The organism is Streptacidiphilus sp. MAP12-16 (genome assembly GCF_041262165.1).
Classification (GTDB): Bacteria; Actinomycetota; Actinomycetes; order Streptomycetales; family Streptomycetaceae; genus Streptacidiphilus.
Genome location: NZ_JBGCBY010000040.1, coordinates 58,666 through 73,146, shown reverse-complemented (window position 1 = coordinate 73,146; position 14,481 = coordinate 58,666). Strand labels below are relative to the sequence as shown.

Here is a 14,481-nt window from a genome sequence, read left to right as displayed (position 1 = left end):
GCCAACCAACCACGGTTGGCTCCCTCCTCCGCCTTGCAATCGAAGCCGCATGACGCCGCTCCCTGATCCGGCCTAGATCTTCAGCACCCTCCTAGGGCCCGGACCGCCGCGTCGACGAGCTGCTCGGGGGCGGGGCCGACGTCCAGGACGATGCCGCGCTCGTCCTGCGCCAGCGGCTCCAGCACCGCGAACTGCGAGTCGAGCAGCGAGACGGGCATGAAGTGCCCGCTGCGGTGGCCGATCCGGTCCGCGACCAGGTCGTGGCTGCCGACCAGGTGCAGGAACCAGACGTCCGGGCAGGCGGCCCGCAGGATGTCGCGGTAGCTGCGCTTGAGGGCGGAGCAGGTGACCACGCCGCCGGTGCCGCCCTCCCGGAGCCGGGTGAGCCAGCCGCCGAGGGCCTCCAGCCAGGGGAGGCGGTCGGCGTCGTCCAGCGGCTTCCCGGCCGTCATCTTGGCGATGTTGGCCGGCGAGTGGAAGTCGTCGGCCTCGGCGTAGGGGAGGTCGAGCCTGGTGGCGAGCAGCCGCGCGACGGTGGTCTTGCCGACGCCGGAGACGCCCATCACGACGACGCAGGGGTGTGCGGCGGACTTGACGTGGTTCTCGGCGTTGAGAGCCATGACTGGTGCTCCTGACGGTGGTCCAGGCCCGGGTGGAGCCACTATGACTCCAAAGGTATGACTTATTCAAGGCGTCGATACCCAATCGTCATATCAGTGTGATCTGGAGAGTCCCCGTACCCTGGGCCCATGGAGATCCAGGGCCTGCACGGGCGGCTTCTCGCGGACCTCGGTCCGGCCATCGCCTCGGGTGAGATCCCGGAGGGCGCGGTGCTGCGCAGCGAGGAGTTGGAGTCCCGCTACGGCGTCTCCCGGACGGTCGTGCGCGAGGCGATCCGGGTGCTGGAGGCGATGCGGCTGGTCGCCTCGCGCCGCCGGGTGGGCACCACGGTGCAGCCGCGCGAGGCATGGGACGTGTTCGACCCGCTGGTGATCCGCTGGCGACTGGAGGGGGCGGACCGGCCGGCCCAGCTGAGCTCGCTGGGCGGGCTGCGGGTCGCGGTCGAGCCGGTGGCCGCAGCCATGGCTGCCGGTCTGGCGACGGCGGACCAGTGCCGCGAGCTCAGCGCCCTGGCGGTGGAGCTGACCGTGACGGCTCGCAGCGGCGACCTGGAGGTGTTCCTCGGGCACGACATCGCCTTCCACGCGCTGGTGCTGCGGGCGTCGGGGAACGAGATGTTCGCGCACCTGTCGGACGCGGTCGGCGCGGTGCTCACCGGGCGCACCGAACACAAGCTGATGCCGCACCACCCCGCGCCGTATGCGGTGGCCCTGCACCGGGAGGTCGCCGAGGCGATCTGCGCCCAGGATCCGGAGCGGGCCGAGCAGGCGATGCGGGCGATCGTGACGGGCGCGCTGGAGGAGTTGGCGCCCACGCTGGGCGCATCCAAATGAACGTACGTGCGGGTGACTTTCCGGAGGGGTGAATTCTTCGGCGAGATCATTGCGTCGTGTTTCGGGATTTATCGACTTGGCGCCACATTTCTGCTGGCTGCGGCCATTTGTCGACCCATTTGCCACTGTCGTCAAACCGCCGGTCGATGGTATGACCGGTTCGAGGGTGGTGCGTGTGCACTGCAATGATCCGAGTCATGTCCGTGACCGACGCGGGCCGGACGGCCCTGGCAGCGCCCTCACCCGCCGCCCCCGCACCCCCAGCGCCGCAGTCCTCAGCGCCGCAGTCCTCAGCGCCGCGATCCTCAGCACCGCAGTCAGAGACCGGCCTGACGCCGCGCCAGCTCCGGCTGGTCTTCGCCGGGTTGATGCTGGCCCTGCTGCTCGCCGCTCTCGACCAGACCATCGTCGCCACCGCGCTGCCCCGGATCGTCGGCGAGCTGCACGGCCTGCAGCACATGTCGTGGGTCGTCACCGCCTACCTGCTGGCCTCCACCGTAGGCCTGCCGGTCTACGGGAAGCTCGGTGACCTGCTCGGCCGCAAGCCGGTGTTCCAGTTCGCCATCGTCGTCTTCCTGGTGGGCTCCGCCCTCGCCGGCTGGTCGCACAGCATGGGCGAGCTGATCGCCTTCCGCGCGGTCCAGGGCATCGGCGGCGGCGGGCTGATGATCGGCGTCCAGGCGATCATCGCGGACGTCGTGTCGCCCCGCGACCGGGGTCGCTACATGGGCCTGATCGGTGCCGTCTTCGGGCTCTCCTCGGTGGCAGGTCCGCTGCTCGGCGGCTGGTTCACCGACGGTCCGGGCTGGCGCTGGTGCTTCTACGTCAACATCCCGCTCGGGCTCGCCGCCCTCGTCGTCACCGCCCTGGTGCTGAAGCCCCCGCGCCGTACCGGGAACCGAGGCACCCGCCGGCCCCGGCTGGACGTCGCCGGTGCGGTGCTGCTCGCCACCGTCGGCACCTGCCTGGTGCTGGCCACGAGTTGGGGCGGCAGCCAGTACCCCTGGCTCTCGCCCGTCATCCTCGGTCTGATCGGCGGCGCGGTCCTCGCCCTGCTGCTGTTCTCGCTGGTCGAGCGCCACGCAGTGGAGCCGGTCATCCCGTTGCGGCTGTTCCGGGACAGTGTGTTCAACGTTTCCGGCGCCATCGGCGTCGTGGTCGGGGTCGCCCTGTTCGGCGCGGCCAGCTATCTCCCGAGCTTCCTGCAGATGGTGGACGGAGCGACGGCCACCGCCTCGGGGCTGAAGATGCTGCCGATGATGGGCGGGATCGTCGTCGCGTCCATCGGGTCGGGGCAGTTGATCAGCCGGACCGGTCGCTACAAGGTCTACCCGATCGTCGGCGGAGCACTGTCCACCGTGGGCATGGCCCTGCTCGGACGGCTGGACGCGCACAGCTCCTACCTGGTGCAGAGCGTCGCCATGGCGGTACTCGGGCTCGGGGTCGGCCTGGTGCTCCCGGTCCTGGTGCTCGCGGTGCAGAACTCGGTGGCGCCGGGCGACCTGGGCGCGGCCACCTCGGCGAACAACTACCTGCGGCAGATCGGTGGGTCGATCGGCGCGGCGGTCTTCGGTACCCTGTTCAACTCCCGCCTGACGCACCAGCTCTCGGAACGGCTCCCGCACACCGGCGCCGCGCCGCCGACCGACTCGATCACCCCGCAGCTGGTCCGCGCCCTGCCCGCGCCGCTGCGGCTGGCCTATGTCGACTCCTTCGCGGCGGCGATGCCGCGGGTGTTCCTCTACCTGGTACCGGTCCTGGTGCTGGGCTTCCTGCTCGCCTTCCTGCTCAAGGAGAAACCCTTGGTCACCCACGCTGCCTCGCAGGCCGGAAGTGAAGAACGCGCCGACGAAGCGGTCGGCGCGCCCGCCGTCGACCTGCCGCAGCAGGCGACCTCCGCCGGTCCGGCCGGAACGCGCGTCAGCGGCGCGGTCCTGGAGCCCGACCGGGTCGGCGTGCCGCGCGCCGTGCTCACCCTGATCGACATGGAAGGACGCCAGGTCGCCCGCACCGGCAGTGGCCAGGACGGGCGTTGGGCGCTGGCCGCTCCCAGGGGCGGCAACTACGTGCTGATCGCCGCGGCCCCCGGCCATCAGCCGCAGGCGGTGACCGTGACCGTGGGGAGCCGCCCGGTTGATCTCGATGTGGTCCTCGGCGGCACCGGGCGGCTCTCCGGCGCGGTCCGCAGCGCGGAGGGCGCGCCGGTGCCCGACGCCACGGTGACGCTCACGGACGCGCGCGGCGAGGTCACCGCGAGCACGCACGCCGACGCTGACGGCGAGTACCACTTCCGGGACCTGGTCTGCGGTCGCTACACCCTCGCGGTGAGCGCCCGCGCCTACCGCCCGACGGCCCTCGCCGTCGAGGTCGCGGCCAGCGGGGAGACCCGCCAGGACGTCGCGATGACGGGCAGCGGCACGCTCCGCGGCACCGTGCGCACCGCCGGTGGCCAGCCGGTCACCGACGCCCGGGTGACCCTGCTGGACTCCTCGGGAACGGTGGTGGCCGCCGCGACCACCGGCGCCGACGGCCAGTTCCGCTTCACCGATCTGGAACCGGGGGAGTACACCGTGATCGCCAGCGGCTATCCGCCCGTCGCGACCGCCCTCCGGCTCGAGGACGGCCACACCGAGCGGGACCTGCACCTGTCCCACCGTCTGGACGACTGAGCGTCAAAGTTCCTCCCGGGCAGGGGTTACGGCCGGGGAGCAAAGCTCACTCACCCGAGTGGAGTTCCTCCTTCGGTCGGGTGACGGGGTGGGCGGCGACAGGGTCCGGGACCATAGGTTGCGCGTCGTGCCCCTGACGATTCTTCATGTGTCCCAACCGGTCGACGGCGGTGTCGCCCGCGTCGTCGTCGACCTGCTTCGGGGGCAGGTGGCGGACGGCCACCGGGTCCTTCTGGCCTGCCCCGACGGGGGGCCGTTGGCTGCCGCCGCCGAAGCGGTGGGCGCTTCGGTGCTGCCGTGGGCGGCGGTGCGCGCACCGGGGTTCGGCCTGCCGGGCGAGGTCTCGGCGCTGCGCCGGCTGGTGGCCGAGTGCCGCCCGCAGTTGCTCCATCTGCACAGCGCCAAGGCGGGGTTGGCCGGCCGCCTGGCCGTACGGGCGGTCCTCCCCACCGTGTTCCAGCCGCACGCCTGGTCCTTCGCCGCAGTGAACGGGGTGCCGGCGATGGCCGCCCGGGGTTGGGAGCGTTGGGCGACCAGATGGGCCGACCGGCTGCTCTGCGTGAGTGAGGAGGAACGCGCCGAGGGCAAGTCCGCAGGACTGCGCGGGAGTTGGGCGCTGGCCCGCAACGGCGTCGACCTGGACCGCTTCGATCCGGTCCGGCTGCCGCTGCAGGAGCAGGCGCGAGACATCCTGGGTTGGGAAGCGGACAAGGGCTCTGACGGCGCTCGGGGCGAAGGCCCGCTTGCGGTCTGCGTCGGCCGGCTCTGCCGCCAGAAGGGCCAGGACGTGCTGCTCCGCGCCTGGTCCGGAATTCCGCCCCGGGTCCCCGGAGCGAGACTTGTGCTGGTCGGGGACGGTCCCGACCGCGCCGGGCTGGAGGCGCTCGCGGCGACCCTGCCGGAACCGGGCAGCGTGCACTTCGCCGGCCCGGCCGAGGACCCCCGCGACTGGTATGCCGCAGCCGACCTGCTGGTGCTGCCCTCCCGCTGGGAGGGCATGGCATTGGTACCGCTTGAGGCCATGGCCTGCGGCTGCCCGGTGCTGCTGACCGAGGTCGCGGGCGCCCGCGAGTGCCTGGAGCCGGGCGAGGAACTGGTCCCGGTCGACGATCCGGGCGCCCTGCGCGAGGCACTGGTCGCCCGCCTGGCCGACCCTGTGGCCTGCCTCGCTGCGGGGGCCCGCGCCCGGGCGCGGATGGCGGAGCACTACGACGTTCAGGACACGCTTGCGAAAGTGGCGGCGGTTTACCAGGACGTCCTGAGAGAGCGGCATATTCCCGCACCCGTGTTCTCGGGATCACCCGAGAGAATGACCTCAAGAAAATCTGACTAATGGTCATCAGTGTGAATGAGCACGTCGGCTGAGAAATAGCCTGAGAGAATTCTGTACTGTCGTATTTGCCTGCTTCATTCCTTTTGTCGCACTCGGGTCGAAGTGCCGAATGTGGCGGCAGGTGCTACCTCGACCGAGCCCAGGCTTCGGGAGGGTCCCGGATCACGGGCACACAGCAGAGGAGTACGTGCGCGGATGACCACCATCGACAACGACGAACTGCCGCGCCCCGGCGGTTCGCCCGGCCCCAGAACCAGAGGGGTGGCCCAATTCCCCTCGCCGGCGCCGCCGATGGAGAGCTCCCTGGTCACCCGGCCCGCTCGGGTCCGCAGCGTAGGAGCCGGAACCCCGGCCGTGCTGCTGGCAGTGGACGTACTCGCGGCGCTGGCGGCGCTCGCCGCGCTCGGCGCCGGCGACCTGCCGCGCGCGCTGTGGGCGGCCTGCGGCATCCTCCCCGTGCTGGTGCTGCTCAACTCCTCCGGCGGCCTCTACCGGCTCCGACTCGCCCCCTCCGTCCTGGACGAACTGCCGTCCCTGGCCGCCCGCGCAGCCGTCGCCGTGGCCGTCGCCCTGGCGTTCGACCGCAGCCTGCAGGGGCCCTGGCTCTCCGCGGTCCCCGCCGACCCCCGTCTGCTGCTCAGCCTGATGATGGGCCAGCTCACCCTGGACGCCCTCGGCCGCACCGTCGTCTACGCCGTGGTCCGCCGCCGCCGGCGGCGGCACCCGCGCCCCACTCTGGTCGCCGGCGCCGGACATGTCGGCCAACGCGTCGCCGCCGCCCTGCTCGACCATCCGGAGTACGGACTGCGACCGGTCGGCTATGTCGACCCGGACCCGATCTTCCTCCCGGCGGACTCCGCCGTCCCGGTCCTCGGCGGCCCAGCCGTCCTCGACCTGGCCATTCCCACCCAGGGCATCCGCGACGTCATCCTCACCTCGGGCGGCGCCGACGACGCCGAGATCGCGCAGACCTTGCGCACCAGTGCCGGCCATGGCTGCGACGTGTGGTTCGTCCCCGGCTTCCCCGAGTTCGGCGCCTTCGAGTACGGAAACCGCCGCAGCGCCACCGGTGACCACCTGTGGGGATTCCCCTGCCTGCGCCTCGGCCGCAGCGCGATGCGCCGGCCGTCCTGGGCGGTGAAGCGCGCCGTCGACGCGACCCTCGCTGGCGTCGGCCTGCTGTTGGCGGCGCCGGCCCTGGCCGCCTGCGCGCTGGCCGTACGGATCGACGGCGGCCCGGGAGTGATCTTCCGTCAGGAACGGGTCGGCCTCGACGGCAGACCCTTCACCGTGCTGAAGTTCCGGACCCTGCGCCCCGCCGACGAGCGGGAGTCCGCCACCCGCTGGAACATCTCGCAGGACCACCGGATGGGCCGGATCGGCCGGTTCCTGCGCCGCACCTCGCTGGACGAGCTACCGCAGCTGTGGAACGTGCTGCGCGGCGACATGAGCCTGGTCGGACCGCGCCCGGAACGGCCGTACTTCGTCACCCGCTTCGCCCAGGCGTACCCACGCTACCGGGACCGCCACCGGGTGCCCGTCGGGATCACCGGATTCGCCCAGGTCAACGGCCTGCGCGGGGACACCTCCATCGAGGACAGGACCCGCTTCGACAACTACTACATCGAGAGCTGGAGTCTCTGGCAGGACGTCAAGATCCTGCTGCGGACGGTCGCCTCGGTGCTCCACTCCGACGGGAGCTGATGACCGGTGACCCTGCTCAGTGCGCCGACACATGCGCCGACAGACGCGCCCGCAGACGCGCAGGCCGGACCGCAGTCCGGACCGCAGTCCGGAGCGCGGCCACGAGCGTGGTCCGTCTTCCGGCTCGGACTCCGCGAACTGCTGCGGAGGCCCAGCGCTCTCGCTGCCCTGACGGTACTGCTCGTCTGCGTCCCCCTCGGCAAGCAGGACGTCACCGCCGCCGTCCATGTCACGCCCGCCGACGTGGCGTCCCTCGGCCTGGTCGCCCTCTGCGTCTGGCGCAGCGCCGTCGCGTTGCGCAGCGGCGCGGGCAGCCTGCTGCCGGTACCGACCGCGGTGCTGTTCTCGCTGGTACTCGTGGCCGTGGCCGTCGCCTCCATCGCCTCCCAGGACCCGGCACAGAGCCTCTCCGGCTTCGTCCGCCTCACCCAGGTGTTCGTGCTGGTGCCCGTCGCGGTGTTGCTCAGCCTGCGTGACCGGCGCGACCTGGGCCTGCTCCTCGGCGCGCTGGTCGGCGCCGCCCTGATCGAGGGCGCGATCGGCGTCGAGCAGTACCTGACCCGTACCGGCGCCTCCTACGAGGGCGGCACGGTGCGCGCTGTCGGTACCTTCGGCGCGCAGGACGTGATGGCGATGTCCACCGTGGTCAGCTATGGGCTGCTGGCCGCCCTCGGCCTCGCGCTGGAGGCGAGGGCCGCAGGCCGGCGCAGGGCGGCCCGGTGCCTCGGCCTGGTGTCGGCGGCGCTGGTGCTGCCGCTGGCGCTGTCCTTCAGCCGGGGCAGCTGGATCGCGACCGGCTGCGCCGTCACCGTCGCGCTGGTGCTCACGGACGTGCGGCTGGCGCTGCGCGGAGCGCTGTTCACGGCTGCCGCCGCCGTGGTCCTGGTCGGCGGTCTCGGGGTCGGCGGCGCGGGAGTCACCGCTCGCCTGGACAGCATCGCCTCGGTGGCCGGCGCGCCCGACCACTCGGTCAGCGATCGCTACGACCTCTGGGCCACGGCGGCGAGCATCTGGCGCGACCATCCGGCCACCGGCGTCGGTCCCAAGGAGTTCCCGCAGTTCCGCGACGCCCACGCGCCGCTGCGCCTCTCCTCGGGGAGCGACACCGCGGGCGCCGGCGCCGGCTTCGCCCGCGAGCCGCTGCTGTCCCCGCACAACATGTACCTGCTGATCCTGAGCGAGGAGGGCCTGGTCGGGCTCACCGCCTTCGCCGCCCTCTTCCTGGCGCTGCTGCTCGGCACCGTCCGGCAGACCCGCGGCAGGTCGCACCACCGCTCGTCCGGACGTCCGCACGCTGCATTCGGGGCCGGGCTCGGCGCGGCTCTGCTCGGTCTGCTGGTGTGGCAGCTCGTCGACTTCCTCTACGCGGACATCGGCGGTACCACGACCGTCCTGGTCTCCGTGGTCCTCGGCCTCGCCGCCCACGGGGCGCCGGGCCCGAGCCCGATCACGCCGGGGCCACGGCCGGGGCCTGTCCGGTCGAAGCCGCCGGAGGGCGTCGCGCCGTGACGCTCATCGCCCCTCGGCCCACCGCGTCCCGCCGTCCGACCCGCGCCTTCCTGGCCCGCGCGTTCGGGATCACCGCGCTGCTCGGCGCGGGCGGCTCGCTGCTCGGCCTGCTCAGGGACCTGCTGCTGGCCCGGTTCTACGGCGCCTCACAGGGCACCGACGCCTTTCTGGTGTCCTGGACCGTTCCGGAGACCGCCGCGCCGTTGCTGATCGAGGACGCCATGGCGTTTCTCATGGTCCCCGCGTTCAGCCTCGCCCTGGCCGCCCGGACGGACGCCGCCGCCTCTCCGGACACAGCCCCGCGCACCGATCGGCGTCGCGCGCCGCGCGCCGGCCGGCGTGCCGCCGCGCCCGGGGACCCGGTCCGCGATCTGGTCGCGGCGACCCTGCCCCCGCTGGCCCTGCTCCTCTCAGCCCTCGCCGCCGGAGCGGTCCTCGGCGCTCCGCTGCTGGTCCACCTCCTCGCGCCGGGTCTGGCCGATCCCGGCCTCGCCGTGGTCTGCACCCGGCTGACCGCGCTCACCGTGCTCCCCTTCGGCCTCACCGGCTACTTCAGCGCCGGACTCCGCGCCCACCAGCGCTTCACCGCCCCCGGCGCCGTCTACATCGCCTACAACACCGGCATCCTCACGGTCATGGTGCTGCTGCACGGCAGCCTCGGCGTGCGGGCCGCAGCCGGCGGCGTCGCCCTGGGCAGCGTGCTGATGACGGCGGTCCTGCTGCCGCCCTTCGTTCGCGGCTGCGCCGGGCTGACGGCCCGTCGGCGCAGCGGGCGCGGACGGGTGGGTCCGGCCCTGGTCGTGAGCCCGCTGGCGTTGCTGCCGATCGCGCTGTTCACCCTCACCCGGCAGGCGCAGGTCTTCGTCGAGCGGTTTCTGGCCTCGTCGCTCACCCCCGGCACCATCTCCCACCTCAACTACGCCGAGAAGGTCGCCCAGATGGCGATGACGCTGGGCGCGATGGTGTGCACGGTGACCTTCCCGGTGGTCGCCCGCGCGCTCGCCGAGGGGGACCTGGAGACGGCCCGGCAGCGGGTCGAGAAGGACCTCGGCCTGATCGGGGCGCTGGTGCTGGCCGGTACGTCCGTGCTGCTGGCCTGCGCGCCGCAGATCGTCGCGCTGCTGTTCCAGCGCGGAGCGTTCACCGCGCAGGACACCGCAGCCACCGCCTCGGTGATGCGCGTCTACAGCCTCGGGCTGCTTGGACAGGCCATGGTCGGAGCTCTGGTCCGGCCCTTCTTCTCGACCCGCCCGGCCGTGGCCTTCGGACCGGCCGAGACCCGGCGGCAGGACCGAAGCGACTGGTTCCCGCTCGCCGCCATGAGCCTGGGGCTGGTCGTCACCGGTGTCCTGGGGGCGACCAGCGCACCGCGCTACGGAGCGCTGGGGCTCGCCGCGGCCAACGCCACCGGGATCAGCCTCAGCGCGGTGCTTCTGCTGGTGGGACTGCGGATGCGGGGCGTGGCGCTCCCGCTGCCCGCAGTCCTGCTCGGGCAGGCCCAGCTGCTGGTCGCCGCAGGCGTGGCGACCCTCGCCTCTGCCTCCGCCGCCGCGCTGGCCGGGTCGCGGCCCCTGCCGGCCGTTCTGCTTGGCGGAGCGGCCGGACTGACCGCGTTCGTCCTCACAGCCGCCGCCGTCCGGGCGCCGGCGGTGACCGCGCCGCTGGCGGTGCTCACTGCTCGGTCACGGAGCCGTGGCCGGCACACACGAAGGGGAGTGTGACCGTGGTCGCTGAACCACTGCACCAGATGGACCAGATGGACCAGATGGACCGGGAGGACCGGCAGGAGCCGCGCGACGACGTGCGCGAGGTCCGTCCGCGCGCGGCGCCCTGGACGTTGATGTACCACTCCGTGGACGCCTACCAGGAGGACCCCCACCAGGTCACCATCACCCCGGAGCGGTTCGCCGGCCAGATGGCGTGGCTGCGCCGAAGGGGTCTGCGAGGGGTCGCGATAAGCGAGTTGCTGCGGGCGCACGGCGCGGGCACTGCCGCCGGACTCGTCGGTCTCACCTTCGACGACGGCTATGCCGACCTCTCCCGTGAGGTCCTGCCGGTGCTCGACCGCTGCGGATTCACCGCCACGGCCTTCGTCGTCGCCGGCCGTCTCGGCGGGCACAACTGCTGGGACGCGGACGGCCCCAGGAAGCCGTTGCTGACGCCGGACCAGCTCAGGCAACTGGCCGGGTCCGGGGTGGAGATCGGCTCGCACGGTCTGCTGCACCGGTCCCTGGTCGGCCTCGGCCCGGACGAGCTGGAGCAGGAGACCCGGCGCAGCCGCGAGCTCCTGGAGGAGATCGCCGGGCGGCCCGTCAGCGGATTCTGCTACCCCTACGGAGCGCTGGACGCGCCGGCCCTGGCCTCGGTGCGCAACAGCGGCTACGACTACGCCGTCGCCATCGGGCACGGGGCTCTGACCGGCCGTTGGGCCCTCCCGCGCTCCTTCGTGGGCGAGCGGGACACCGGCTGGCGGCTGCACGCGAAGCGCGCCCGGCACCAGCTGCGCGGCCTGCGCACCCGTACGGATCACAATCGAAGGAGTCCGGCGTGAAGGTCCTGCACATCATCACGGGTCTGGCCGCGGGCGGCGCGGAGCAGCAACTGCGGCTGCTGCTGCGGCATCTGCCGCCGCAGCACCAGTGCGAAGTGGTCACGCTGGAGAATCCGGGCTCCGTAGCGCAGGGCATGCGTGCGGACGGGGTCCGGGTCATCGACCTGGGCATGCGCGGCAACCGCGACCTGGCGGCGCTGCCCCGGCTGGTGGGGCTGATCCGGCACGGCCGCTACGACGTGGTGCACTGCCACCTCTACCGCGCGTGCGTCTACGGGCGCATCGCCGCGCGCCTCGCCGGGGTCCGGGCGGTCGTCGCGACGGAGCACTCGCTGCTCGCCGAGACCCTGGAGGGACGCAGGATCACCCCGGGCATTCGCGCCCTGTACCTGGCCACGGAACGACTGGGCCGCAGTACTGTCGCAGTCTCCGGCGCGGTGGCCGACCGCCTGGCCGACTGGGGTGTCCCGGCGGATCGGACCCTGGTGATCCCCAACGGCGTGGACGCCGCCCGGTTCACGCAGCCCGCGCCGACCCGCGCCGCCACCCGCCAGACCGTCCGCGCGGAGCTGGGCCTGCCCCAGGACGCCTTCGTCATCGGCGGGTTGGGGCGGCTGGTGTCGGGCAAGCGCTTCGATGTGCTGGTGGATGCCCTGGCGCTGATGCTCGCCAGGCCCCCGGTGGGGCGCCCGCCATGGCTGCTGCTGGTCGGCGACGGCAGCGAGCGCGCCGTGCTCGCGCGACGGGCGCGGGATGCCGGGGTCGCCGAGCGGGTGATCCTCGCCGGCGAGCGCGACGACGTGCCGGAGCTGCTCACCGCCATGGACGCGCTCGGTGCGCCGTCGACCGTGGAGACCTTCGGCCTGGCGTTGCTGGAGGCGCTCGCAGCCGGGCTGCCCGTCTGCTGGTCCTCGGGCCCCGCACTCGCCGAGCTGCCGCCCGACGCCGCCCCGGGCGCCCGCCGGACCCGCTCAGATCCGGGGGCCTACGCCGCCGCGCTGAGCGCGCTCAGCGCCGCTCGTCCGGTTCCGTTGCCGCAGCCCGAGGCGGTCAGGCACTACGACATCTCGCGGCTCGCCCTGCAGGTCTCCGACTTCTACGAGCAGGTCGGCGGTGCCGCGCGCCACCTCCGTGCGCCGGACCCCGGGCCCGCCTCCGGGCCGACTCCCGGGCCGACTCCCGAGCCGGAGCCTGTGCTGAAAGCCGCATCGAAGTCCACTTCGAAGTCCACACCAAGGTCCACACCGAGGTCCGCATCAAAGTCCGTACCGAAGCCCGCAGCAGGGCCCGTTCCAGAGGATTCCCACCATGTCCGACAGTAGCCGTACCGCCGCAGGCAGCCTGCTTCGCCGCTGCTGGCCCATCGTGGCCGCCGTCCCGCTGGGTGCCGTCTGCGGCGGCGCCTACGCGCTGGTCGCCCCGGTGCAGTACCAGGCCAACGCCTACGTGATGGTGGTGCCGGAGGCCGGTGCCGACAGTGCCACCGCCGTCAACTTCGCCCAGGCGTACGGCAGGGTCATCGCCCAGCCGGAGATCCTGCTGAACGCGGCCGCCGGTACCGGGGTGCCGATCGCCCGGCTCACGCCGCTGGTGCAGGCGGTGACCTCGCCCGACGCCCCGATGATCCAGATCACCGGCACGGCCGGCACCGCGGCGACGGCGGCCCAGGAGGCCAACGCCGTCGCCCGTTCGCTGGTGTCCTTCGGGGACGCGGGCTCGGCACAGACCAGGGTGAAGCTGATGACCTTCGCCTCCGCGGCGCAGCCGGACGCGCCGAGCTCCCCGTCCCGCTCCCTCGACCTCGCCGTGGGTGCGGCGGCGGGCCTGCTGGTCGGCGGACTCGGCGTGATGGCCAGTCAGGCCCGAGCCGGCGGCGGCGCTCCGGCGGCCGTGCCGCCGCCGCGTTCCGACGACCGCGGCTCCGAGGGCGGCATCGGCGAGGACGTCCAGGTCGAGCCGGTGCCCGCGGCTGAGGCGGCCGTCACGGCGGAGGAGACGGCCGGGACGGCCCGCAGAGCCCGGCACGGCGCGGCGCAGGGTCGTCGATGACCCCGGCTCCGTCGCACCCGGCTCCGTCCGCCGCGCTGCCGACCGCCCGGGCCGCCGCCGTCGTGGAGGTCGTCCGCGACCTCACCGCTCTCGAAGCTCTGGCCGAGGAGTGGGACGCCCTCGTGGACCGCTGCTCCGCGGCCACACCCTTCCAGACCCACGCCTGGCTCGCCTCCTGGTGGCGCTCCTACGGACAGCGGGGTCGGCTCCGGGTGGTGACGGTCCGTCAGGACGGGCGGCTGGTCGCGGTGGCACCCCTGATGCTGCGCCGACGCGTGCTGCCGCTGCTGACGCCGATCGGGGTCGGCCTCACCGACTTCCTCGACGTCCTGCTGGACGACGCGTACGCCGAGCAGGTCGCCCCGGTGCTCGCCCACGCCCTCGCCGGCGATCTGCGGCTGAACCGGCCGTGGGCCGCACTGGACCTGCGCGAATTGCGCCCGACGGCGGCCGCGCACCGCCTCGCCCCCCACTGGCCGGGTGCGCTCCGCCGGGTGCCGGACTCCCTGTGCCAGCACCTTCCCGGCGTTCCGATGGACCAACTGCTGGCCCGGCTGCCGGGACGCACCGCCCAGCGCACCCGGGTCAAGCTGCGCAGGCTGGAGGCGGTCGGAGTCGAGACCCGGCTCGTCCCCGCCGAGGACGTGGCGCAGGCCGTCGCCGACCTGTTGGCCCTGCACGAGCTCCAGTGGCGCGGACGCGGCGTCACCCCCGAGCACCTGCGCCGGCGCTTCGCCGACCACCTGCGCCGCTCGGCCACCCGGATGGTCGTCGCGGACCGTGCCGCCGTACGCGAGTACCGGCTCCAGGGCGAGCTTGTCGCCTGTGACCTGTTCCTGCAGAGTGCCGACCTGGTCGCGCTCTACATGTACGGCCTGCGGCCGGACGTGCGGGAGCGGGTGGACGTCGCCGGGATGCTGTTCCGCGAGAGCGCGGCGCACGCCTCCGACACCGGCCGGCGCGAGCTCAGTCTGCTGCGCGGGGACGAGCCCTACAAGCAACGTTGGCGTCCCGAGCAGGTGTACAACGAGCGACTGGTGCTCGGTGGCGGACCGGCCGTCGCCCTGCACTGGGCGGCGATCCGTCTGCGCGCCGGCGCCCTGCGCATGCTGCGTTCCCGGCTGCCGTGGCTCGCCGAGGTACGCCGCCGGCTGCGTGACCTCCGCGCGTCCTCCGACCAGCGGACCACCCGCGCCTGACCGGCGCCCGCTG

General features: G+C 73.2%; 11 protein-coding genes. 10 read left to right on the top strand and 1 reads right to left on the bottom strand.

From position 1 onward, the window contains the following. Positions 1 to 80 precede the first annotated feature (80 nt). Positions 81 to 620: a gluconokinase gene (locus ABIA33_RS35050; RefSeq protein WP_370087654.1), complete on the bottom strand. Its 540-nt coding sequence runs from the start codon at positions 618 to 620 to the stop codon at positions 81 to 83. Positions 621 to 749: 129 nt separating this feature from the next. On the opposite strand from ABIA33_RS35050, the gene ABIA33_RS35045 reads away from it, so the two are divergent. The 10 genes from ABIA33_RS35045 to ABIA33_RS35000 all read left to right on the top strand — a co-directional run bounded on the left by ABIA33_RS35045 (position 750) and on the right by ABIA33_RS35000 (position 14,468). Next, the gene (locus tag ABIA33_RS35045; protein WP_370087652.1) at positions 750 to 1,454 is read left to right on the top strand and encodes a FadR/GntR family transcriptional regulator; all 705 of its coding nucleotides are present in this window, start codon (positions 750 to 752) and stop codon (positions 1,452 to 1,454) included. Between the two features lie 197 nt (positions 1,455 to 1,651). After that, a complete protein-coding gene (locus ABIA33_RS35040; protein ID WP_370087650.1) occupies positions 1,652 to 4,123 on the top strand; it encodes an MFS transporter in 2,472 nt (823 codons plus the stop codon). Between the two features lie 148 nt (positions 4,124 to 4,271). After that, positions 4,272 to 5,456 (top strand): glycosyltransferase, encoded by a 1,185-nt coding sequence (locus tag ABIA33_RS35035; protein ID WP_370087648.1) that lies wholly within the window; start codon positions 4,272 to 4,274, stop codon positions 5,454 to 5,456. Between the two features lie 195 nt (positions 5,457 to 5,651). Beyond that, the gene (locus ABIA33_RS35030) at positions 5,652 to 7,160 is read left to right on the top strand and encodes a sugar transferase (protein WP_370087646.1); all 1,509 of its coding nucleotides are present in this window, start codon (positions 5,652 to 5,654) and stop codon (positions 7,158 to 7,160) included. A gap of 6 nt (positions 7,161 to 7,166) precedes the next feature. Continuing rightward, the gene (locus tag ABIA33_RS35025; protein WP_370087644.1) at positions 7,167 to 8,669 is read left to right on the top strand and encodes an O-antigen ligase family protein; all 1,503 of its coding nucleotides are present in this window, start codon (positions 7,167 to 7,169) and stop codon (positions 8,667 to 8,669) included. Continuing rightward, the gene (gene murJ / locus ABIA33_RS35020; RefSeq protein WP_370087642.1) at positions 8,666 to 10,390 is read left to right on the top strand and encodes a murein biosynthesis integral membrane protein MurJ; all 1,725 of its coding nucleotides are present in this window, start codon (positions 8,666 to 8,668) and stop codon (positions 10,388 to 10,390) included. Before ABIA33_RS35025 ends, murJ begins: the two co-directional genes overlap by 4 nt. A gap of 2 nt (positions 10,391 to 10,392) precedes the next feature. Further along, positions 10,393 to 11,220 carry a polysaccharide deacetylase family protein gene (locus ABIA33_RS35015; protein WP_370087640.1) on the top strand — a complete coding sequence of 276 codons (828 nt, stop codon included), beginning with the start codon at positions 10,393 to 10,395 and terminating at the stop codon, positions 11,218 to 11,220. Continuing rightward, entirely contained in the window at positions 11,217 to 12,542 is a 1,326-nt protein-coding gene (locus ABIA33_RS35010; protein WP_370087638.1) for a glycosyltransferase, read from the top strand. The genes ABIA33_RS35015 and ABIA33_RS35010 overlap by 4 nt, the downstream gene beginning before the upstream one ends. Continuing rightward, a complete protein-coding gene (locus tag ABIA33_RS35005; protein WP_370087636.1) occupies positions 12,529 to 13,269 on the top strand; it encodes a Wzz/FepE/Etk N-terminal domain-containing protein in 741 nt (246 codons plus the stop codon). Before ABIA33_RS35010 ends, ABIA33_RS35005 begins: the two co-directional genes overlap by 14 nt. Then, positions 13,266 to 14,468 (top strand): GNAT family N-acetyltransferase, encoded by a 1,203-nt coding sequence (locus tag ABIA33_RS35000; RefSeq protein ID WP_370087634.1) that lies wholly within the window; start codon positions 13,266 to 13,268, stop codon positions 14,466 to 14,468. Before ABIA33_RS35005 ends, ABIA33_RS35000 begins: the two co-directional genes overlap by 4 nt. The last annotated feature ends 13 nt before the right edge of the window (positions 14,469 to 14,481 follow it).